The sequence below is a fragment of the Paenibacillus sp. FSL R7-0302 genome, from assembly GCF_038006885.1.
GTDB lineage: Bacteria > Bacillota > Bacilli > Paenibacillales > Paenibacillaceae > Paenibacillus_AQ.
This window is the reverse complement of sequence record NZ_JBBOWB010000001.1, coordinates 2942305-2963708: the sequence shown is the minus strand read 5'-3', so window position 1 is coordinate 2963708 and position 21404 is coordinate 2942305. Positions and strand designations below refer to the sequence as shown.

18 protein-coding genes are annotated in these 21404 nt (G+C 54.1%); 17 read left to right on the top strand and 1 reads right to left on the bottom strand.

The window, feature by feature from the left end; genetic code table 11:
- The first annotated feature begins 120 nt into the window (after positions 1-120).
- The 12 genes from MKY96_RS12895 to MKY96_RS12840 all read left to right on the top strand — a co-directional run bounded on the left by MKY96_RS12895 (position 121) and on the right by MKY96_RS12840 (position 14132).
- Complete coding sequence (locus tag MKY96_RS12895) at positions 121-3240, top strand: GNAT family N-acetyltransferase (protein ID WP_340940873.1); 3120 nt, start codon at positions 121-123, stop codon at positions 3238-3240.
- Positions 3241-3260: 20 nt separating this feature from the next.
- A complete protein-coding gene (locus tag MKY96_RS12890; protein WP_340940871.1) occupies positions 3261-4133 on the top strand; it encodes an amidohydrolase family protein in 873 nt (290 codons plus the stop codon).
- A 504-nt stretch (positions 4134-4637) separates the two neighbouring features.
- Complete coding sequence (locus MKY96_RS12885; RefSeq protein ID WP_340940869.1) at positions 4638-5393, top strand: alpha/beta fold hydrolase; 756 nt, start codon at positions 4638-4640, stop codon at positions 5391-5393.
- A gap of 36 nt (positions 5394-5429) precedes the next feature.
- Positions 5430-6557: an NAD(P)/FAD-dependent oxidoreductase gene (locus MKY96_RS12880; protein ID WP_340940868.1), complete on the top strand. Its 1128-nt coding sequence runs from the start codon at positions 5430-5432 to the stop codon at positions 6555-6557.
- Positions 6558-6718: 161 nt separating this feature from the next.
- Entirely contained in the window at positions 6719-8317 is a 1599-nt protein-coding gene (locus tag MKY96_RS12875; protein WP_340940866.1) for an ABC transporter substrate-binding protein, read from the top strand.
- Positions 8314-9303, top strand: a complete 990-nt coding sequence (locus tag MKY96_RS12870) for an ABC transporter permease (protein ID WP_340940864.1) — start codon at positions 8314-8316, stop codon at positions 9301-9303. The genes MKY96_RS12875 and MKY96_RS12870 overlap by 4 nt, the downstream gene beginning before the upstream one ends.
- Positions 9300-10169, top strand: a complete 870-nt coding sequence (locus MKY96_RS12865; RefSeq protein ID WP_340940862.1) for an ABC transporter permease — start codon at positions 9300-9302, stop codon at positions 10167-10169. The genes MKY96_RS12870 and MKY96_RS12865 overlap by 4 nt, the downstream gene beginning before the upstream one ends.
- On the top strand, positions 10166-10930 hold the full coding sequence (locus MKY96_RS12860) for an ABC transporter ATP-binding protein (protein ID WP_340940861.1): 765 nt from the start codon (positions 10166-10168) through the stop codon (positions 10928-10930). Before MKY96_RS12865 ends, MKY96_RS12860 begins: the two co-directional genes overlap by 4 nt.
- The gene (locus MKY96_RS12855) at positions 10921-11673 is read left to right on the top strand and encodes an ABC transporter ATP-binding protein (RefSeq protein ID WP_340940859.1); all 753 of its coding nucleotides are present in this window, start codon (positions 10921-10923) and stop codon (positions 11671-11673) included. Before MKY96_RS12860 ends, MKY96_RS12855 begins: the two co-directional genes overlap by 10 nt.
- A gap of 25 nt (positions 11674-11698) precedes the next feature.
- A complete protein-coding gene (locus MKY96_RS12850) occupies positions 11699-12763 on the top strand; it encodes a pyridoxal-phosphate-dependent aminotransferase family protein (RefSeq protein WP_340940858.1) in 1065 nt (354 codons plus the stop codon).
- A complete protein-coding gene (locus MKY96_RS12845; protein WP_340940856.1) occupies positions 12760-13914 on the top strand; it encodes an amidohydrolase family protein in 1155 nt (384 codons plus the stop codon). Before MKY96_RS12850 ends, MKY96_RS12845 begins: the two co-directional genes overlap by 4 nt.
- 44 nt (positions 13915-13958) lie before the next feature.
- On the top strand, positions 13959-14132 hold the full coding sequence (locus tag MKY96_RS12840; RefSeq protein ID WP_340940854.1) for a hypothetical protein: 174 nt from the start codon (positions 13959-13961) through the stop codon (positions 14130-14132).
- Positions 14133-14368: 236 nt separating this feature from the next.
- Here MKY96_RS12840 and MKY96_RS12835 read toward each other — a convergent pair whose 3' ends face one another.
- Complete coding sequence (locus MKY96_RS12835) at positions 14369-15307, bottom strand: hypothetical protein (RefSeq protein WP_340940852.1); 939 nt, start codon at positions 15305-15307, stop codon at positions 14369-14371.
- A 375-nt stretch (positions 15308-15682) separates the two neighbouring features.
- Here MKY96_RS12835 and MKY96_RS12830 point away from each other — a divergent pair, with 375 nt between their 5' ends.
- The 5 genes from MKY96_RS12830 to MKY96_RS12810 all read left to right on the top strand — a co-directional run bounded on the left by MKY96_RS12830 (position 15683) and on the right by MKY96_RS12810 (position 21401).
- Positions 15683-16534 (top strand): HAD family hydrolase, encoded by an 852-nt coding sequence (locus MKY96_RS12830; protein WP_340940851.1) that lies wholly within the window; start codon positions 15683-15685, stop codon positions 16532-16534.
- A 299-nt stretch (positions 16535-16833) separates the two neighbouring features.
- The gene (locus MKY96_RS12825; RefSeq protein WP_340940848.1) at positions 16834-18315 is read left to right on the top strand and encodes an Lsa family ABC-F type ribosomal protection protein; all 1482 of its coding nucleotides are present in this window, start codon (positions 16834-16836) and stop codon (positions 18313-18315) included.
- Positions 18316-18386: 71 nt separating this feature from the next.
- On the top strand, positions 18387-19367 hold the full coding sequence (locus MKY96_RS12820; RefSeq protein ID WP_340940845.1) for an aldo/keto reductase: 981 nt from the start codon (positions 18387-18389) through the stop codon (positions 19365-19367).
- Between the two features lie 237 nt (positions 19368-19604).
- Entirely contained in the window at positions 19605-20498 is an 894-nt protein-coding gene (locus tag MKY96_RS12815; RefSeq protein ID WP_340940844.1) for an ABC transporter permease, read from the top strand.
- 6 nt (positions 20499-20504) lie between these two features.
- Entirely contained in the window at positions 20505-21401 is an 897-nt protein-coding gene (locus MKY96_RS12810) for a carbohydrate ABC transporter permease (protein ID WP_340940843.1), read from the top strand.
- Positions 21402-21404 lie beyond the last annotated feature (3 nt).

Sequence of the window (21404 nt, the reverse complement as noted above, 5' to 3'; positions counted from 1 at the left end):
TAATAATCTTTTATAATCAAACAGGAACTTACAGCGGCTGAACGTTCTGTTATATACTGCAAGTAGTATTTATGGCTATGAAGCTAGGAATTATAGCGTTTCTGAGGAGGTATGACTGTAATGTCCGAATTACAAGAGATAGTTATTGAAGAATATGTACCGGAGAGGCACGCTGCTTCCATTGCCGAGATGTGGAACAGAAGTGCAGAGAGCTGGGGCGGAGACGGAGCGTACCGGACAGAGGAAAGCGTGCTGCGGGAACACGAGAACAGCCCGATGCTCAAGTTGTTCCTGGCGGTAAGCGGCTCAGAGGTCATTGGATACTGCAGCTTCTCCCATTATAAAGAGGATACCGGAGCGCTCTATATCGCTCTGCTCAACGTAAGACCGGATTACCATGGACGCAAGGTGGGCAAGGCGCTGGTAAGACGTTCGATCGAAGAGACGATTAAGCTGGGCTGGCCGCGGCTGGATCTCTATACGTGGCCCGGTAATGTCAAGGCGGTGCCTACGTATAAGAAAAGCGGGTTCTTCTGGGAAAACCGGGATGACACCACTCACCTGATGAACTTCATTCCCTCGGTGCTTCAGACCGGAGCGGTGAAGTCTTATTTCGAGAAGATAGACTGGTATAATGACAGCATCCGCGAGATCAAGGTAGCGCCTGACGGTCATGGGGAAAACGGCTTTGACTATTTTACATATGAATGGCTGAAGGACGGCCTGTCGCTGAAAATGGAATATGAGCGGACCGGCCGCGGCCTGCGCCTCATTGAGACGGAGGATTACCGGATACAGGTAACGATTCCTGTGCAGCATGAGCTGCCCTTTGGAGCGGAATACCCTGTCGTTTATGAGGCCTTTAATAAGAGCGGGAAACCCCTGTCACTCCAGATTAGCGGGAAAAGCAATGCGCAAATCCGCTTGGAGCTGGACGCCGCACAGACAATCGAATCCGAGGCGCGGATCGAAGGCCGCTTCTTCATCCATCCGGTGGAGGAGGAGCAGGATCTCTATCAGACCCACCCTGTGGTGGAGGCTGAACTGCTTATTAACGGCCTGCCTGCCGTCTTCAAGCTGGGCATTAAGCCGAAATTCCCGGTCAAGGTGAAGCTGCATCTGCCGGACAGAACGCTCTTTGCGGGTGAAGAGGTAGAGCTGGATGTAACAGTAGAGAACGAGTATAGCAAGGATACCGTGTTCAGCTTTGAGCTGCCGGAGGATGAGATTTTGTCGTTCAGTCAAAAGCGTTACACCGTAGAGGTTCCGGCCAAGAGCCGGAGAACCGTTACCGCAGCGGCCCGGCTGCTCGGGTACGGGATTTGGCACCATTCGGTGAGCATCCGCAGTGCAGAAGAAGGAGCCGGTTCAGCTATCCTGGAACAGGAGCTGAGCCTGGTCTTCTCCGGAGCAGAGACGGCCTTCGGCGGCCCGACCGACAAGGACTGGATCATCAGCAATGGCCGCTATTCCGCCGTTCTGAACAAAACGAACCACTGGCTAACTTTTTTCCAGAACCGTAAATATCTGATGAACCTGCCTTATCCGAAGCTTGGACTGCCGTATACGAATGAATTCAACAAATTCTCGGCGCTGGATGTGAAGATCTCCAGGGATCAAGAGGCTATCGTGCTTGAGGCTACTTATGAAGCCGGCATCAGGAAAGGCTTGCTGCTGACGATGGTGGTGAAGCTGCTGGGCAACGGGATGGTCTCCCGTTATTTCAGAATCGACAACCCGCAGGCTACCGCACAGGAGGAAGAGCTGTTACTGAAGGACAGCTTCCGCTTCGGTCTGCACGGCGGCGTCATCCCTTACCGCGGCAAATATATAGATCTGAGCGCAGGGGCTGAAGCCTCCGGCATGGATTACTGGGAAGCGCAGGATTTCACGGAGAACTGGATGTTCGCTGCGGATGAAGGCTTCTCCAGAGGGATTAGCTGGCCGTCAGAGCTTAAGCTGATTCAAGATTCTTGGATGCATGCTGTGGAGCATTCCCTGGGACGGATTCCCGCCGGCGGGCGGAAGGAAACGCAGCCGCTGCGGATCGCTCTGGGAACCTGGGACCATTGGAAGGATTTCCGTGCTTATGCGCTGCAAAGCGGCAACAGCAATGCTGAGGAACTCACCACTACAGAGCAGCTGGAGCTGAGCCTGAATAACGGGAATCCGTTCATCAGCGGAGAGGCTAAGCTTCTCCTTCAGGAGCAGAAGAAGAGTTATCTGGCGGGTGAGATTCGGATCTCTTCCGGAGCAGGCAGCATGGAGGAAGCCCGGCTAACGGTGCAAGAGGAAGAGAAGCTCAGAGAAGCAGCTCTGCCGCTGACAGTACCGGCAGGCGCTGCCCCGGATGTGCTGACCCTGCATCTGGATCTGGACAGTTATGTGCAGGATCACTCCTTCCTGGTCTTGCCGGTCGCGGCTGAACGTGTCCGGCAGGAGAGACTCACAGCAGAAGGGGCACAGGTACTGGCTGTGGACAACGGGATACTGCGGATACAGGCTAGTCCTGACTTTGCACCGGGATTGTTCTCGCTTGCCCATCAGGGCGAGGAATGGCTTGAATCTTCTTTTCCGCAGCCGATTGCAAAGTCCTGGTGGAATCCATGGGTGGGTGGTATCGTAACCACTGTGGAAGAAATCGCCTTGCGCAGCTTCATGGAGGAGCCGCTAACGGCTGATTTCGCCGAATTGACCGATAACAAGGGGAACCGCTGGTCGGGTATACGGATGAGCGTTACCATTCAGAAGAATGATAAATACAAAGGACTCGTACTGCATCAATATTACATGCTGCTGCCGGGCGTTCCGGTGCTTGTCTCTACGGTACATGTGGAGCAGAATACAGGCGGTCCGCTGCACCCGTTGCAGCTTGAGACTTCAACCTTCTATCAGGCCGCTTCTGCGATCAAGGCGGGTAGAGGATACCTCAAGAATAGCAGAGGGGAACAGCTGGTGTATAAGGCAGGCAGAGTACAGTCAGGAGCTAAAAGTTCAAACGGGCTTCTGCAGCTGGGTTCTGAGGAGCGCCAGCACCGCTTGACGTTAATTGCAGCACCTGAACATTCCTCTCCCTCTCTTATGGTGAATGCAGATGCAATACTGTCTTATACGGAGGAGTACCTGCATCTGCAGGATGGCAAGGAGCAGTTCAGCAAACCGCAATTCTATCTGATCTCGGATCTCCAGATACCTGAGCAGGCCTATGGCGATCTGCTGTCGATCCGGTTCAAGAAGTGAGTCAGAGAAAGGAAGCTTCTATGAAAATCATTGACGCACATGTGCATTATTCCAATATTGCAGCCTTCCACGAAACAGCGCAGACCTTGGCGCATATCGATTATACCGGCAAGGGACTCCTGGAGGAGTTCCGCCGCAGCGGTGTCATTGCCGGGGTCGGCATGGGAGTGACTGAGACGGTTGCCGGAGCTTTTCCCGATTCCGCTGCCCTCAATCCCATGCTGCTTGACCTGAGCGGGACACTGCCGGACAATCTGTTCACCTGCGTGGGTATTAACCCGCTCACTCTTCATCTGGAGGGGCAGCTCGAAGCACTGGAGCAATCGCTGCAGCGCTCCGATGTCGTTGGCATCAAGCTGTACGCCGGGTATTACCACTTCAATGTGGGGGATGAGATCTATGATCCGGTCTATAAGCTGGCTGCTGCTTACGGCCTTCCGGTGGTCATTCATGGCGGATTGACTTATGCGGACCAGGGATTGCTGAAATACTCCCACCCGCTGTCCATGGAGGAGACCTTCCTGAAGCACCGGGAGATTACCTTCATGCTCTGCCACCTGGGCGATCCCTGGGTCATGGACACCGCAGCCCTGCTGGAGAAGAATCCTAATCTCTACACAGATTTATCCGGCTGGATTGTCGGCGATCAGGCCAAGGTGGACCGGCTGCTGACCGAGCAGACCTATACCGATCATTTCCGCCGGGCGCTGGTGTTCGCCGAGAAATACGACCGGCTGGTCTTCGGCACCGACTGGCCGCTGGTTCCGCTGGATGCTTATATTACCTTCGTGAAGCACCTGGTGCCGGAGGCTTATCATGAAGACGTCTTTTATAACAACGCACTCCGCGTGTTCCCTAAGCTTGCGGAGCGGATCAGTGAACTGAATCTATAGTGAGATGGGCTGCAGACTTCCCCCGGAATGGTATTCCGGGGGTTTTTAGTTTGTTGCGCGGGTAAGCGGGGCGGGTTACTACTTCTGATGGACGACCTGTGGTAAGCTGAGAGTAGCGTGTTAAAGTCTGAGCATGAACATCGAGTTGATATTGGGGGCTGACACTGGGCAGGTACTACACCCGTTACCGACTTCTACTCTTAAATTTAATTAGCTGATTGTATTTCCTGCATTAGAAAAGGCATAGCTGACCGTAAAATGAGATTCTATTGTATTTCATACAGTGGAATGTTGAGTTTTGGGTGAAAAATGGCCTTTTTACAACATTCAATTGTACGGAATACAATAGATGCTATTTTAAAGTCTTTTTTTAAGCATTCTAATGTATAAAATGCAGTTACTATCATTCAAGTGCCTAGCATCCGAATGACTACTGTGCAAATAAGAAGCTGGCTCGTAAAGGTCCGGTAATGGTCTTTTTACATTCACAGAGGGAGAGGTATCATGCCATACATACAGGTACATGATCTTGAAATGTTCTATGAACAGATGGGCACCGGAGAACCGGTGATCTTCCTGCATAGTCATTATTCCCGCAGCATGCTGGCCTTCAGCAGCCAGGTTCTGGACTTCCAGAACCAATACAGTTGTTACTTCCCGGATCTTAGGGGGCATGGCAGGACCCGCAGCCGGGATCTCGACTGGTCTACTCCGCAAATTGCTGAGGATATGGCCGGATTCATGGATCGAATGAACATTGAACGGGCACATCTTATTGGATACAGTATGGGAGCGGGCGTAGGGTTGTACTTGGCGGTGAATCATCCGGGACGAATTGCTACGCTGACTACGATTGGAACCAGCGGCTTCTGTGAACCGGCCGGAGCCGGAGAGTACGAACCTGAACAGCTTCTGGCGAATCAGCAGCAAGCCTTCATTAATCAGATGATTGAGCGGCATCAGGAGGCCCATCAGGGGAATTGGAAATACTATCTTCGGCAAACGGTGCAGGACTGGATCAGGTACCCGGATCTCACGGAGGAACAATTGACCAGTATAACCTGCCCGGCACTGCTCATTACAGGTGAGCATGACCCGTTCGCGGGAGAGGATAGAACGGTGAAGCTCGCTTCCCTCCTTACGGATGCAAGGACACTGATCGTTCAGGGAGCGGGTCACCGCCCGCATATGCTAAGGGAACAGCCCATCCTGGTGAACGATACGATTCTTGAATTCCTTGCACAAAACCCTAGCCACTAACACAAGGGGATGTACACATCCAGAAAGGAGTTACAGATGAAGAAAGTCATCGTAATCGGAGCAGGGATTCTCGGGGCATCGGCAGCTTACCAGTTAGCAGGGCTGGGGGCGGAGGTACTGATTGTAGACCGTCAAGACCCTGGACAAGCTACGGATGCAGCGGCAGGCATTATCTGTCCCTGGCTGTCGCAGCGGCGCAATCAGGCGTGGTACCGGCTGGCGAAGGCGGGGGCGCGGTTCTACCCTGAGCTGATTCAGCAGCTGGAGCAAGGCGGAGAAGCGAATACCGGCTATGCCCGGGTTGGAGCGCTTAGTATACATACGGATGAGAGCAAGCTCGACAAAATAGAAGAGCGGGCACGGATGCGGCTGGCGGATGCCCCGGAGATCGGAGTCATTACGCGGCTTAACGCTCAGGAGACCCGTGAACGGTTCCCGCTGCTGGCGGAAGGATACGCCTCGGTTCATATCAGCGGTGCTGCCAGGGTGGATGGCCGCGCCTTGCGGGACGCTCTGCTTCATTCTGCACAGCAGCAGGGCGCGGTCATGGTTACCGGTGACGCTGCGCTTGCCTTTGAACCGGGCCGGGTAACCGGAATCAACGCAGGGGGACACTATTATCCGGCGGATGAAGTGATTATCTGTGCAGGTGCATGGGCGAACCCGCTGCTCCGGCCGCTGGGCATGGACTTCAAGGTGAGCTACCAGAAGGGGCAAATCATGCATTTGCAGGTTTCTGACCACAAGGATACGGAAGTCTGGCCCGTGGTGATCCCGCCAAGCGATCAATATCTGCTCGCTTTTGCCCGGCAGCAGATTGTTATCGGAGCTACTCATGAGAATGACGTAGAAGGATATAATACCAGAGTGACCGCCGGCGGGATGCAGGAGATTCTGGCTAAGGGGCTGGAAGTAGCGCCTGGACTGGCGGATGGTACCTATAGTGAAGTGAGGGTCGGCTTCCGTCCGTTCACTCCGGGATTTCTGCCGGTCATAGGGGCTGTCCCCGGGTGGAGCGGAGTCCTTGCGGCCAATGGTCTGGGAGCCTCAGGACTTACGATGGGGCCGTATATTGGTTATCAGCTGGCGAAGCTGGCACTCGGCAGGGAGCCTGATCTGGAGCTGGACGATTATAGCCTTCAGAGAGCCATAACGGGCGGATGATTACGAATACATTTCCTTCATTGGAACATTATGATTTAATTCGGCTTGCCGGATGAATTTTTGTTTGACAGAAGTGAAGGTCTGATCCATAATACAATCCATACTAAACATATATGATTTATAGGAAGGGTGGATCACACGTGATTAATTTAAAAGCTTCTATGAGAAAAACAGCAGGGCTGGGCACACTCGCGGTACTATTCGTATCGCTGCTTGCCGGCTGCTCCGGGTCTGCCAATCCTGCGGATTCCAGTAATGGGGCTCAGGCCAGTACGGCTCCAGCCGCAACGGAAAGTGCAAGCACAGCAGAGCCTGCAACTGGAGGCACCTTCGTGTATGGCCGCCCGGCTTCCGTAACGTCGTTTGATCTGCATAACCAGATTACATCGAATAACGCATTTGCGATTGATAAAGTGTTTGAGTCACTGGTTGCTTTTGACAGCAAGGGTGAAATTACAGATCAGCTCGCAGCCTCGCATACGATCAGCGAAGACGGCTTAACTTATACGTTCGTACTCCGTGACGGGCTGAAGTTCTCGAACGGTACGCCGGTGACTGCAGAGGATGCGGTATTCTCCCTCCAGCGGCATCTGAAGGTTGGCGGTCCCCTGGCCATCTCGGCCAAAGTAGATACGGTCAAGGCACAGGATGAGAAGACACTGGTAATCACGCTGAAAGAACCCTACACTCCATTCATTTCGGAGCTGTCGAACTTCTCGAACGGGATCATCCCGAATAACTTCGGCGGAGTGACCGAAGAGGAATTCTTCAAGAAGCCGGTAGGCACCGGGCCGTTCGTGATCGAGACCTGGGACCCGGCAGGTGATGTCACCTTCACCAAGAATACCAACTACTGGAAGGAAGGCCAGCCTTATATCGACAAGCTTGTCTATAAGCTGATCCAGGACGACAGCCAAGCCATCAACCAGCTTAAGGCGGGAGCAGTGAATGCAGTTGAAGCCCTGTCGCTACAGAATGCGGGTGAGATCAAGGATGGTGCAGACACAACAGTGGTAACGAACGGCAGCTGGGTGACAGAACAGCTCTTCTTCAATACACTGGATAAGCACTTCTCCGATGTGCATGTCCGCCGGGCACTGGCACTGGCGCTTGACCGTGACGGACTGACCAAGGCCCTGACCTTCGGCTATGCGCAGACGGCGACTTCGCTGCTGCCGTCAACGATCCCTTACAATGCCAATGACAAGATCAAGGCACTGAGCTTCGATCCGGCGGCTGCCAAGGCAGAGCTGGCCAAATCGGCCTTCCCTGACGGATTCTCCACCAAGCTGCTGGTGGCTTCGGGCAACAGCACCCGGGCCCAGGAAGCCCAGATTATCCAGGCAGCCGGCCAGGCGATCGGGATCAAGATTGAGATTGAATCGGTGGAGCTGGCCACCTTCCGTGAACGCTTCTTCGCTTATGATTTCGCGGCGATGCTGAACAGCGGTCAGGCGGATTCCCCGGAAGCGAACTCGATTCTGGCGTTCCAGACCGACCCGGAAGGCTTCAGCAAATCGTATTGGACGCATTACACGAATGAGAAGGTAACCAAGCTGCTATATGAAGGCCAGAAGACAGCAGACGGTGAAGGACGGGCTACCATCTACACCGAGCTTTTACAGACGCTTGCCGATGAAGTTCCTTACATCCCGCTGTACTATCCTGATATCCTGATCGGCGCCCGTTCTTCAGTTGACGGACTTGTGGTTCTGCCTAACGGCAGCATCCGTCTGGAAGATGTCCGACTATCTAAATGATGAAATCCAGGCTAACCCTGAGGGGTGCAGCTGGAAACAACGGTTCTTACAAGTGGCTGGCCTTAGCCCTTGTAAGAGCCTTACTTGTTATCCTCTGCGTAATGACGGCGGTCTTTTTCCTGATTCGAATAGTACCCGGCGACCCCGCCAAAATGATTCTCGGTGAATACAGCACACCTGAAGCGCTTAAGAATATGCACCACACGCTGGGACTGGATCTCTCCTTATGGGATCAGTTCACCCGGTTCGTGAAGCTGCTGTTCACTCAGGGAGATACCGGAAACTCTATTATCGCGGGCACCTCGTCCAGAGAGCTGATTGCAGAGCGTGCTCCGGTCACCTTGTTGCTGATTGTAATTGCCTCGGGGCTTGCGATGATTACAGCACTGCTGCTGGCAACGGTTGCTGCCACCAACAAGGACAAGCTGCTAGACCATCTCATCCGCATTATTCCAGCAATCACCCTAGGGATGCCGGTCTTCTGGGTTGGCATTCTGTTCATTCTGTTCTTTAGCGTGCGGCTGGGCTGGTTCCCCGTAGGGGGAATCGGCGAGGGCTGGTCGGGTACGCTCCATAGTCTGGTGCTTCCGGCGGTCACGATTGCTTTTTCACAGATTCCTACGCTGGTCCGCTCGTTGCGTGCGCAAATGCTGGAGGTGCTCGAATCCGAATTCGTTGTCACTCTCCGGGCAGCAGGAATCCCGTCCAGAGTCATCCTGTTCAAGCATGTGCTGCGCAATTCGGCATTACCGACCCTAATGCTGCTTGGAGTGAATGTGTCCTACCTAATCGGGGGAACGCTCGTTGTGGAGCAGGTTTTTGGTATCAAGGGCATCGGCAGCCTGCTGTTCACCTCCATCTCAAACAGGGATTTCCCGGTGATTCAGGGGATTGCGCTCTATTGTGCGCTGGCTGTTGTGATCATCAGTCTGCTGATCGAAATCATCTCCGGGTGGCTTGATCCCAGAACGAAGGGGAAATCATGAATACTACACAGATAGACTCAACCTTACCGGAACTCGGGAAGCCTGCAAGCAGACTCCGAAGAGTACTTCACACCCCATCCTTGCTGATCGGGATCATTATGTTCGCTATACTTATACTGCTCGCCATATTCGTCCCTTACTTAAGTCCCTATAATCCGACGGAGCAGAATCTGAGCGCCTTCCTGCAGCCACCCTCCGCAGCCCATTGGCTGGGTACTGACCAGCTTGGCCGGGATTTATTCACCAGACTGGTCTATGCCGCCCGGACGGATCTGACGATCATGGTGCTGGCTGAGATTATTCCGTTCTGCACGGGCGTCATGCTGGGCATGATCTCGGGGTACTATGGCAAATGGACCGATAGAATTATATCGCTGATCACAGACACTTTTATTGCCTTCCCGTTCTATCTGATTGTCATTATCGTGGCCTTCGCCAGCGGGGCAGGGGAGCGCGGAATCTATATTACCTTCATTCTCGTAGGCTGGATTGTATTCGCCCGTGTGGTCAGAGGACTCAGCGCATCCTTCCGGAAGCAGGAATGGATTGCCTCGGCGCAGACGCTTGGTCTGCCCGGAACCCGCATCCTTCTGCGCCATCTTCTGCCGAATGTATTACCGCAAGCCGTTGTCGTGCTGATGACCGATATGATCGGACTCCTGGTAGCCATCGTTACGCTGGGTTATCTGGGCATCGGGATTGCCCCGCCTACGCCTGATTGGGGAACGATGATCGCAGACGGACAGCCCTTCATTACCACAGCCTGGTGGCTGTCGGCGGTTCCCGGCTTCGCAGTCGTGTATACGGGAATTGCATTGTCTCTCCTGGGAGACGGACTGGCTGATATCTGGAGGAGAAAAGGATGACAACACAACCTGTACTTGAACTCGAAGCGTTGACACTCGCGGCCCTCTCCAAAGAAATCCTGGTGAACAGCATCAGCTTCTCCCTTGAACGCGGCGAAAGCCTCGGTCTGGTAGGCGAATCCGGCTCCGGCAAATCGCTGACGCTGCGGGCCATTCTCGGCCTGCTTCCGCGCGGTGTGGAGCAGACCGGCGGAGCGGTCCGCAGCAAGGTAAGCAGTGCCATGGTGTTCCAGGACCCCAGAGGAGCACTGGACCCGCTCTGTCCGGTAGTGAAGCAGCTGACCGAGGTTGTCTATTACCGACAGAGAACCAATCTGAAGGCTGCGCGGCGCATTGCCCTGGAGCTGCTTGAACGGCTCGGTCTGCCAGATTCGCTGAAGACAAAAGACCGCTACCCGGGCCAGCTCTCCGGCGGCCAGTGCCAGCGTGTGGTCATTGCTCTGGCGCTGGCCTGCAAGCCGGGCATTCTGCTCTGCGATGAGCCGACTACTGCGCTGGATGTGACGGTTCAGCGCCAGATTATAGATACGATTACGAGTCTGCAGCAGGAGCTGGGCTTCGCTATGGTCTTCGTGACCCACAACCTGGCGATTGCCGCCAATCTCTGCTCCAGACTGGTTGTCATGAAGCAGGGCCGGATCATTGAGCAAGGCGAGACACATAGCCTGCTGCGGCATCCGGCTGAGGCTTATACACAGATGCTAATGGATTCGGTGCTCCCTCTGCCGGAGCTGGAAGGAGGCGGGATCTCATGGAAGTAGCACTACAGGTGCAGGATGTAACCGTCCGTTATGGCGGATTCACCGCCCTTGATCAGATCCGGCTGGAGCTTGCGCAGCATACCACGCTGGGGCTTGTCGGTGAGTCCGGCTCCGGGAAGTCTACGCTGGCCCGGGTCATTGCCGGACTGATCACTCCAGATGAAGGACAGCTTCTGCTGGGTGCGGAGCTCTTAGGCAGGAAGCGGAGCAAGGCACAGCATAAGCAGATTCAGATGATTTTCCAGAACCCGGATTCTTCGCTGAATCCCCGGCATACCGTCCGGCAGATTCTGGCGGAAGCCTTGTTGTTCCACCGGATTGTAGAGCGTTCGCAGGTGGAGCGCAGAAGTAAGGAGCTGCTTAGCCGGGTGCAGCTGGATGCCAAGTCTCTGGACAGATATCCGTATGAATTCTCCGGCGGCCAGCGCCAGCGGATCGCCATTGCCCGCGCGCTTAGCGTGGAGCCTACCCTGCTGATCGCCGATGAGCCCACCAGCGCACTGGATGTCTCAGTGCAGCGCAGCGTGCTGGAGCTATTCCATACGCTGCAAGCCGAGCTTAATCTTACGATGCTGTTCATCTCCCATGATCTGGGAGTCATTCATGCTGTCAGCGATACCGTCGCTGTGATGCGTCAGGGGCAGCTGGTCGAGGTGAATACGAAGGATGAATTCTTCGTCCGGCCGGGGCATGAATACAGCCGTGAGCTATTGTCTGCGGTGCCCAAGATGCCGCAATATTGAACATTCAACACATCAGGAGGATTATATGAACCGTCAAACTACAGGATTCGTACCACTCACGCTATCTGAGCTGGACACATTAACACAGCAGCTGTCCCGGCTATTCGGGACCCAGCATCCTCCGGTAATCATTCCGGGGGAGGCGATTCTAGGCATTGAGGCGGTAGCGGCAGGAATTGCTGCGCCGGGACGTACGATTCTGAACGTAGTGACCGGACCTTACGGCAGCTTGTTCGGAGAGTGGCTTACGCGCGGCGGGGCCACTGTTAAGGAAGTGAAGGTTCCCTTCGACCAGGTGGTTACAGTAGAGGAGGTGGCCGCAGCGATTGAGCAGCATCAGCCGGTTGCGATTTCTTTGGTGCAGGCAGAGGTAGTTACAGGCGGCTCGAACCCTGCGGAGGAGATCTTCAAGCTGGCCCGGAGGCATGACCTGATTACCGTAACGGATTCCGTGTCTGCTGTCGGGGGAGAGGCGCTTTCTGTGGATCAGTGGGCTGTGGATTTCGCTGTAATGGGTGCGCAAAAAGCGCTCGCCGGTCCTAACGGAATCAGCGCGGTCAGTATTTCTCCCCGCGGCTGGGCCTTCCTGGAGTCGAACGAACGGGCTCCGCGCAATTCCATTCTGTCCTTGCTGGATCTGCAGCCGTCCCCGGATGGCGCAGCGCAGCGTAGAGTCCCGCCGAACATCCCGGTCCTGGAAGCCAGAGCCCTGATTGAAGCCCTGGAGGCTGTTGCCGAGGAGGGCCTGTCCCAGGTCATCAAGCGTCATGAACGGGCAGCGGCTTCTGCTGTCGCCGGGATCTCGGAGCTTGGGCTTGTGCCTTGGCAGAAGGACAGCAGACATTACTCTACACTGACTACCACTGTTCGGATTGACGAGCAGCCGCTGCTGCTGATTAAGCAGCCTGTCGGTATCGTAGCTCCCGGGGACGGGGAATTATTCGGTCAATTGCTGCGGGTCAATCATTTCGGAACGAATGCCAGCCGCGAGAGTGTCGAAGCGGCGGTGCAGACGCTGGCCAGACTGCTGAAGCTGGAAGCTGAACCGGCTGTGCAGGCCGTCCGCCAGGTCTGGGGGGAAGCGGAATGATCCTTAAGCAGCCGCAATTTCAGGCATACACTGGAATCCATATTGCAGGTATCCAGGGTAAACGCTTCGATATCGAGATTACGAACGGGCGGTTCACCGCCGTGGCAGAAGCGGGTCCGCAACCTGAACAGGCAGAAGGCTCCCGGCAGCAGCAGCTATGGATCAGTCCGGGCATTCTGGATCTGCACACCCATCTGGCCTGGACCGACTTCGACCATGAGGATCAGCTCCGGCGGGACCCCCGAGAGATTGAGGTGATGCAGGCGGAGGCCTTCGCTGCTACCTTGCGGACGGGAGTAACTACAGCCCGCGACGCCGGTGGTATTCTGCCTGCTACGATCCGGCATCTCGTGAAGTATTACCAGCAGCCGCTGCGGGTAGAGACCAGTAGTGAAATGCTGGGAGCTGCCGATGCCAAGGGGATCAAGCATCTGGAGAACCGCCTGACGGATATCTACGCGACCGGTGCAGGCTGGGTCAAAATCATGGCAACCGGCGGTCTTGGCGCACCTACCGAGCAGGTTACGGAGCCGAACTTCTCCGGGGAGGAATTCGCCTTCATCGTCCGTCATGCCCATGCGAACGGGAAGAAGGTATTGGTGCATACCTGGGGCGGGGTGACGATTGACTGGTCCATTCAGGCCGGTGTGGAATCTATTGAGCACGGGATGTTCATGACCTGGGATCAGGCCGGGAGACTGGCCGAATCCGGCGTAGCTTACGTGCCGACCACTTCCATCTACCGAATCGCCGCCGATCCGCAGGGAGTCCTGGGGCAGCCGCCGGTCATCTGTGAACGCGCAGCCCGGGCAGCCGATGCTCACGCCGTCGCGCTTGGTTATGCCAGAGAGGCAGGGGTGCGGCTGGGCTTCGGCACCGATTACGCTACGCCTGCGCTGCATGGCTACAACCTGCAGGAATTCGACACCCTGCTGGACTATGGACTGAGCCGCGCGGAAGCGTGGCGGTCGGCTACAGAAGACGCGGCGGGGATTCTCGGAAGCGGCCATGAGCTGGGCCGGATTGCGGAAGGCTATATTGCCGATGCCGTCATCTACGCCGCCGATCCGTATCAGGCCAAAAATGCGGATCAACTGCGCACAAGCATTGTTACGGTCATTACCGGCGCGCAGGAAGAGGATTTGCTGTAACGGATGTGCAAAGAGGCTGTCCTTTCTGATGAAGGACAGCCTTCTTGCGTTCTGATGGCCCGAGGCTGAATGTATGCGAAAAACCGACTACATTAGGGCGCTACGCTGGCATGTGGCCGAATGTAATCGAAAAACCGACTACATTAGGGCGCAACGTAGGCGTGTGGCCGAATGTAATCGAAAAACCGATCACATTAGGGCGCTGCGTAGGCGTGTGACCAAATGTGATCGAAAAACCGACTACATTAGGGCGCAACGCTGGCATGTGAGCCAATGTAATCGAAAAACCGATTACATTAGGGCGCAACGTAGGCGTGTGACCCAATGTAATCGAAAAACCGATCACACTGGAGGGCACGTGAGCTAAGTCTAATCGAAAAACCGATCACATTGTGCCCCGCTGAGCCTCCCAGCTTTTCACCCGCCAGCATCATTCAGTTCAAATTGTAACCATTCACAGCTCCGTATACTGCTTAACCACCTGATCCAGGTAAGCCTCTACCTCAGGTGTCTTCTTATTCCCGGCAGCGTCGAGCAGCGGCATCAGTTTGGCCAGAATGTTCAGCACCTTATTGTCGCCTGGCCCATCCATCAGAACCTGTTCGTAGGCTTTGCGCAGCTCAGGGTCCAGTTCCATAGTGTCATAATCGTAGGCAGGTGTATTGTCCGAGCCGAGCAGCACTAAGGGAACGGTATAGGACATTTCATTGCGGATGGCCGCTGTCCGGTTCGACTTCGGATAGTCCTGGACGTAATCACTCATAATGGCCGCTCTGCCGATCAGCTCATCCCAAGTGATCACGATACCTGCGTCGAAGGTAGACGGCTTGTTGCTCTCCGTGGCCATGATATCAATATACGCGGCGATATCCTTGCTGATATAGGGCTTGAATACCTTGAATCCTTCATAATGCATAACTGCATAATACATACCTTCGCTGGTCTCCAGCTTATAGCCTTTATCCCAGACCTCTTCAATGAGCTTGCGGACGGCAGGCTGCTTCACCCGCTTCAGGATCTCCGTATAGGTCATATCGTTGTTAATTTGGGCATCGAACAGAGCCTTTTGCACAGAATCACTATAGAGCTTCTCGGAGAACCGTTCTAACCCGGCCTTCTGGGCATTCTCCAGTTGAAGGGTCATGACCGTGCCGTACCAGGAGCCAACTTTGGAGATATGGTTCATAAGATATTTGCGTGCTTGAGCCTGGCTGGCGGGATTGCTGACATATTTGCGGAACTGGTTATAGACTGCCTGGGCATCCGATGCCGATGCTGCAGCTACGGGCTGTCCACCAACCCCTGCAAACACTGTACCGCCTGCCAGAGTCAGCGCTGTACCGAGCAGCACCGCTCTTGCTGTTTTTGCTAAGGTTTCTGGTAATGTTCTCATTATGTACCTCCTAATGGGATAAGATGCTTTCTGCAACGCCTATATAAATTGAACTTAAGGATTTAAGTTAAGGGAAAAGTGGCGGAGGGGAATTTTGGAACTGGAGGAGCGGTAGCGCCCGCTTTGTCTGCGGATTTCAACCGCGAAAAGCGGTATAAATCAAGAAATCTGGAGACAACAGCGGCCGGAAGTCCAAAACTTCTCTGGAGTCACGGCACATCCCAAAACATAAAACCCATTAGTTCAATCTATCCTATCTATTTAGACAGACCCGGAATGAATGAATCGGGCGACTTTTATGAAATAACGCTTGACTTGGAACGCATTTCATAACCTATAGTTCAGTGGAAGACTAGACAAAGGGGAGAAGAGGATATGAATCAGACCAGCAGCAAGATTATTTTCATCGATATTGACGGAACGCTTCTCATGGAGAATGGAATAGTCCCGGAATCGGCAGTGCAGGCATGCAGGCAGGCACGGAAGAACGGGCATTTGCTGTACCTGTGCACCGGACGCTCCAAGGCTGAAATCTATGATTATATCTGGGAGGTCGGGTTCGACGGGTTGATTGGAGCGGCCGGCGGATATGTGGAGAGCCGTGGCGAAATGCTTTATCATAAAAAAGTGACCCCGGAGGATGCGAAGCATTTGATCGATTATTTTAACGCGAACGGGGTCGATTTCATTCTGGAATCCAATACGGCGCTTCACGGCAGCCGCCATTTACAGCCTCATCTGGAACGCAGAATCTATGGCGACTTGCTGAATGACCCCGAGGCGCAGGAGAGAAAACGGCTGTCGCCCCATCCCTATATCGCAACACTTACTTATGGGGACGAGGAATTATATCTGGATGATGTCAACAAAGTATGCTTCTTGGAGAGCAGTCTGCCCTTTGATCAGATTCAGGAGGAATTGCAGGACCGGTTCACGGCGATTCAGTGCTCCATCCCGATCTTCGGAGAGAACAGCGGGGAGCTAATGATGCCTGGCGTTCATAAAGCTTCCGCTATTGCCGATGTCCTGCATCATTTGAATATCCCGCTTGAGAACAGTATGGCGATTGGAGACGGGCTGAATGATATGGAGATGCTGGAATATGTCCAGGTGGGGGTTGCCATGGGCAATGCCCGCGAGCCGCTCAAAGCCATTGCTGATGACATCACCGATTCAATTGAGAACGATGGACTGTATAACTGCTTCCTGAAGTACGGACTGATCTGAATGCGGGTTGATCTCCGGGAAGACTCGTGTTAAAATGCACTTAATTAAGCGATGGGAGTTGAAGAGTATCGTGCGGACATTTCTTGCGTAATGTGACCAATAAACAAGCGTTATTTGTGGCGCGCAATTTATGGTTGATATGCAGGAAGGGTCTGCCTCTTTTCACTCTGGTCCAAATATCCTTATTCAAGTCCGCCTGGAGATAAGTGTCCGGGTATGGGATTTGCTGTGTTTATTTGAGCTGCTGGAGGAGAACCTTCTTGCAGCTTTTATTTTTGTAAATACAGGAGGATACGTGTATGTCTTTGATTAATGTGAGCAACCTGACTTTTGCCTATGAGGGCACTTACGAACATATTTTTGAGAATGTGAGCTTTCAGCTGGATACAGATTGGAAACTGGGCTTCACCGGACGCAACGGCCGCGGCAAAACCACCTTCCTGAACCTGCTGCTCGGCAAATATGAATACAGCGGAACGATCTCCGCGCAGGTGGGCTTCGAGTATTTCCCTTATGCGGTTGCTGACCCCACGGCTCTTACTGTGGACGTCATGCAGGAGATCGACCCAGAGCTGGAAAACTGGAAGTTTATGCGCGAGCTGTCGCTGCTGCGGGTGTCCGAGGATACGCTGTACCGGCCGTTTGAATCCCTGTCGAACGGGGAGCAGACGAAGGTGCTGCTGGCGGCTCTGTTCGCGCGCGAGAACCAGTTCCTGCTCATTGACGAACCGACGAACCATCTGGATGCGAAGAGCCGGAAGCTGGTCAGTGACTATCTGCGTACGAAGAGCGGGTATATTCTGGTGTCGCATGACCGTGCTTTTCTCGATAACTGTGTGGACCATATCTTGTCGATTAACAAGACCAATATTGAGATCCAGAAGGGCAACTTCAGCAGCTGGTGGGAGAACAAGTCCAGACAGGATCAGTTCGAGCTGGCGGAGGATGAGAAGCTGCGGAAGGACATCAAGCGTCTGTCAGATTCGGCGAAACGGACGGGCGGCTGGGCGCATGAAGTCGAGAAATCCAAGAATGGCACCCGAAGCTCCGGCAACAAATTGGATAAGGGCTATGTCGGCCACAAGGCCGCCAAGATGATGAAGCGTTCCAAGTCGATTCAGCAGCGGCAGGAATCCGCCATCGCCGAGAAGTCGAAGCTGCTGCGGAACTTGGAGAGCGCAGACAGTCTGAAGATCGCACAGCTTCCTTATCATAAGCAGCAATTAGTGGAGCTGGAGGATCTGTCGATCCGCTATGGGGATACAACAGTATGCTCCGGCGTTAGCTTCGCTCTGGAACAGGGGGACCGGATATCCCTCTCCGGCAGCAACGGCTCAGGCAAATCAAGTATTCTGAAGCTGATCTGCGGCGAGGACATAAGCTATACCGGTCACTTCCTGCGGGACAGCCAGCTGGCTATCTCTTATGTGTCTCAGGACACCTCGCACCTCCAGGGCAGCCTGAACGATTATGCCAGAGAACGGGGAATCGACGAGAGCCTGTTCAAGGCCATCCTGCGGAAGCTTGATTTCACGCGGCTGCAATTCGAGAAGGAGTTGTCCACATACAGCGGCGGGCAGAAGAAAAAGGTGCTGATTGCCGCCAGCCTCAGCGAGCAGGTACATCTGCACATCTGGGATGAACCGCTGAACTTCATCGATGTCATCTCCCGGATGCAGATCGAGGAGCTGCTGCTGGAATATACGCCGACGATCCTGTTCGTGGAGCATGACCGTGAATTCTGCGCGAATATCGCAACGAAGCAGGTTCTGCTAGACTAAGCTTAAGAGAAATCCGTAATACAAACTATTCTCAAATACAAACTATATTCAGGAAAGCAGGGAACAAGTGAATGGAATATACAAAAATGGGCAATACCGGCCTTGATGTCTCCAGACTGTGTCTGGGTTGTATGAGCTTTGGCGATGCCAAGCGCTGGGTGCATCCGTGGGTGCTGGATGAAGAGCAGAGCCGGACGATGATCCGTGCCGCACTGGACCTGGGCATTAATTTCTTCGATACGGCCAATGTCTATTCAGACGGCACGAGTGAAGAAATGCTCGGACGGGCTTTGAAGGACATGACTACCAGGGATGAGGTGGTGATTGCCACCAAAGTATTCTTCCCTATGCGAACCGGACCGAACGGCGGGGGCTTGTCCCGCAAGGCGATTATGAGTGAGATCGACCACAGCCTGAAGCGGCTGGGCACCGATTATGTCGATCTGTACCAGATTCACCGCTGGGATTATACTACGCCGATTGAAGAAACAATGGAAGCCCTGCATGATGTGGTGAAGGCGGGAAAAGCCCGCTACATTGGCGCTTCCGCCATGTATGCCTGGCAGTTCCAGAAGGCGCTGCATGTTGCTGACAAGAACGGCTGGACCCGGTTCGTCTCCATGCAGAACCATCTGAATCTCATCTACCGTGAAGAGGAACGTGAGATGCTGCCGCTCTGCAAGGAAGAGGGCATCGCGGTCATCCCCTACAGCCCGCTGGCTTCCGGCCGGCTGACCCGGGACTGGGCGGAATCAACGCTGCGCTCGGAAACGGATCAGGTACAGAGATCCAAATATGATGCTGCAGCCGATAAGGACCGTCTGATTGTTGAGCAGGTAGCTGCCATTGCAGCAGAGCGCGGAGTTCCGCGCATCCATGTTGCACTGGCCTGGCTGCTGCAGAAACAGCCGGTAACTGCGCCGATTATCGGGGCGACGAAGCTGTCGCATATTACCGATGCGGTAGGGGCGCTATCTCTTCAGCTGACAGCTGAAGAAATTGCCCGGCTGGAAGAGCATTACGTCCCGCATGCCGTCGTTGGAGCGCTTTGATAATCTCCATTTAGCAGCTAACTGCATCAGTTTCATCCATTAAGCGCGTGCCGGTATCCTTCCGGCATGCGCTTTTTGCTGTACAGCCACTTCTGCCATATCCGCCTGTATCCCTCAAATACGCCTCAGCTGGTAAGCACTTCACAAGATCAAATCAGAACGATAGATATCCAACCGCTGTTATATAGGCGGGGGAGGCAGTTCCTTTTATGATAGAAGTATCAAGGGGGGAGACAATTGTACAACAAATTCTACAAATACCGCTGGCAATATCTGATGATCCTGCCCGGGGTAGTCCTGCTGTTTCTGTTCAGCTATATCCCCATGGCCGGTATTCAGGTCGCCTTCAAGGATTTTCAGATTGGGACCTCGATCTGGGACAGCACCTGGGCGGGCTTGGATAACTTCACGTTCCTGGAAGACCCGCAGTTCCTGACCGTGGTCCAGAATACGCTGTACATTTCGGTGCTGAAGTTCATCTGCGGCTTCCCGGCCCCGATTCTGCTGGCGCTCCTGATCAACGAAGTGACCCGGCCGGCATTCAAGCGTTTCGTCCAATCGGTCAGCTATCTGCCGCATTTCTTCTCCTGGATCGTTGTTGCTTATATTCTGCAATCCTTCCTTACGCTGGATGGCGGGCTGGTCAATCAGTTTATCGGGCAGGCGGGGGGAGATCCGGTATTCTTCCTGGGTTCGACGGAGTGGTTCCGTCCAATCATTGTCTTCAGCGGCTTATGGAAAGAAACCGGCTGGAACACCATTCTCTATCTGGCAGCCATTACAACCATTGATCCGCAGCTGTATGAATCGGCGAAGGTGGAAGGTGCAGGCAAGCTGGCACAGATCCGCCATATCACCCTTCCCGGAATTATGCCAACCATCTCCATTGTGCTGATTCTCAGTATTCCGAGCTTAATTACAGTGGGAATGGATCAGATTTATCCGCTCATGAATTCTGCCAATCATAGCGTTGCCGATGTGCTGGATACGTATATCCTCCGCAACGGCTTACAGCAGGGGTACTTCGGGATGGCGACGGCAGTAGGATTATTGTCTTCGCTCATCAGCCTGATCCTGGTCGTCTCAACCAATCAGCTATCCAGAAAACTAAACGGGGAAGGACTGTGGTGAAGGCACATGAAAGCAAGCCGAGGTGAAAAAATAGCAGAATACATCATTATTGTACTGCTATCCCTGTTATGCGTATCGGTGCTGTATCCGTTCCTCTACATGCTGGCGATATCGCTGAATGACGGTGCAGATGCAGCCAAAGGCGGGGTCTATCTCTGGCCGCGCAGCTTCACACTGATTAATTACGAGATTGTGCTCGGCAACGAGACCATCAGGCATTCCTATCTCATTACAGTGGGCAGAACGGTAATTGGCACGGTTGGCGGGCTGCTGGTCACCCTGCTGGTGGCCTTCGGCCTCTCCTACCGGGGATTGCCGCTGCGCGGCACGATTCTCAGCTACATTCTGCTGACAATGCTGTTCAGCGGCGGACTCGTCCCCTTTTACATCCAGCTCAATAGTCTTGGCCTGATTAATACGTTCTGGGTATATATTCTGCCGGGATTGTTCTCCGTCTGGAATATGTTCGTCATGCTGAAGTTCATTCAGGGCATCCCGGAAGCGCTCGTTGAGTCGGCGGAGCTGGATGGGGCAGGACCGGTCCGTATTCTATGGCAAATTATCGTGCCGTTATCGAAGCCTATGCTCGCTGCGCTGGGGCTGTTCACCGCAGTGGGCCACTGGAATGACTGGTTCGCCGGGGCCTTCTTCGTCACGAAACAGAATTTGATTCCTGTGCAGACCTTCCTGCAGCAGCTGCTGTCGGCACAGGATCTGTCGGCCGTGCTCGGCTCCAACAACAATCAGGAGGCACTGGCCCGCAGCTCGCAGCTACAGAATATTACGCTGATGTCGATCAAAATGTCTGTCGTGATGGTCAGTGCACTTCCGATTCTCTGTGTGTATCCGTTCCTGCAGAAATATTTCGTCAAAGGTGTTCTCCTGGGGTCAGTGAAGGGCTGATCT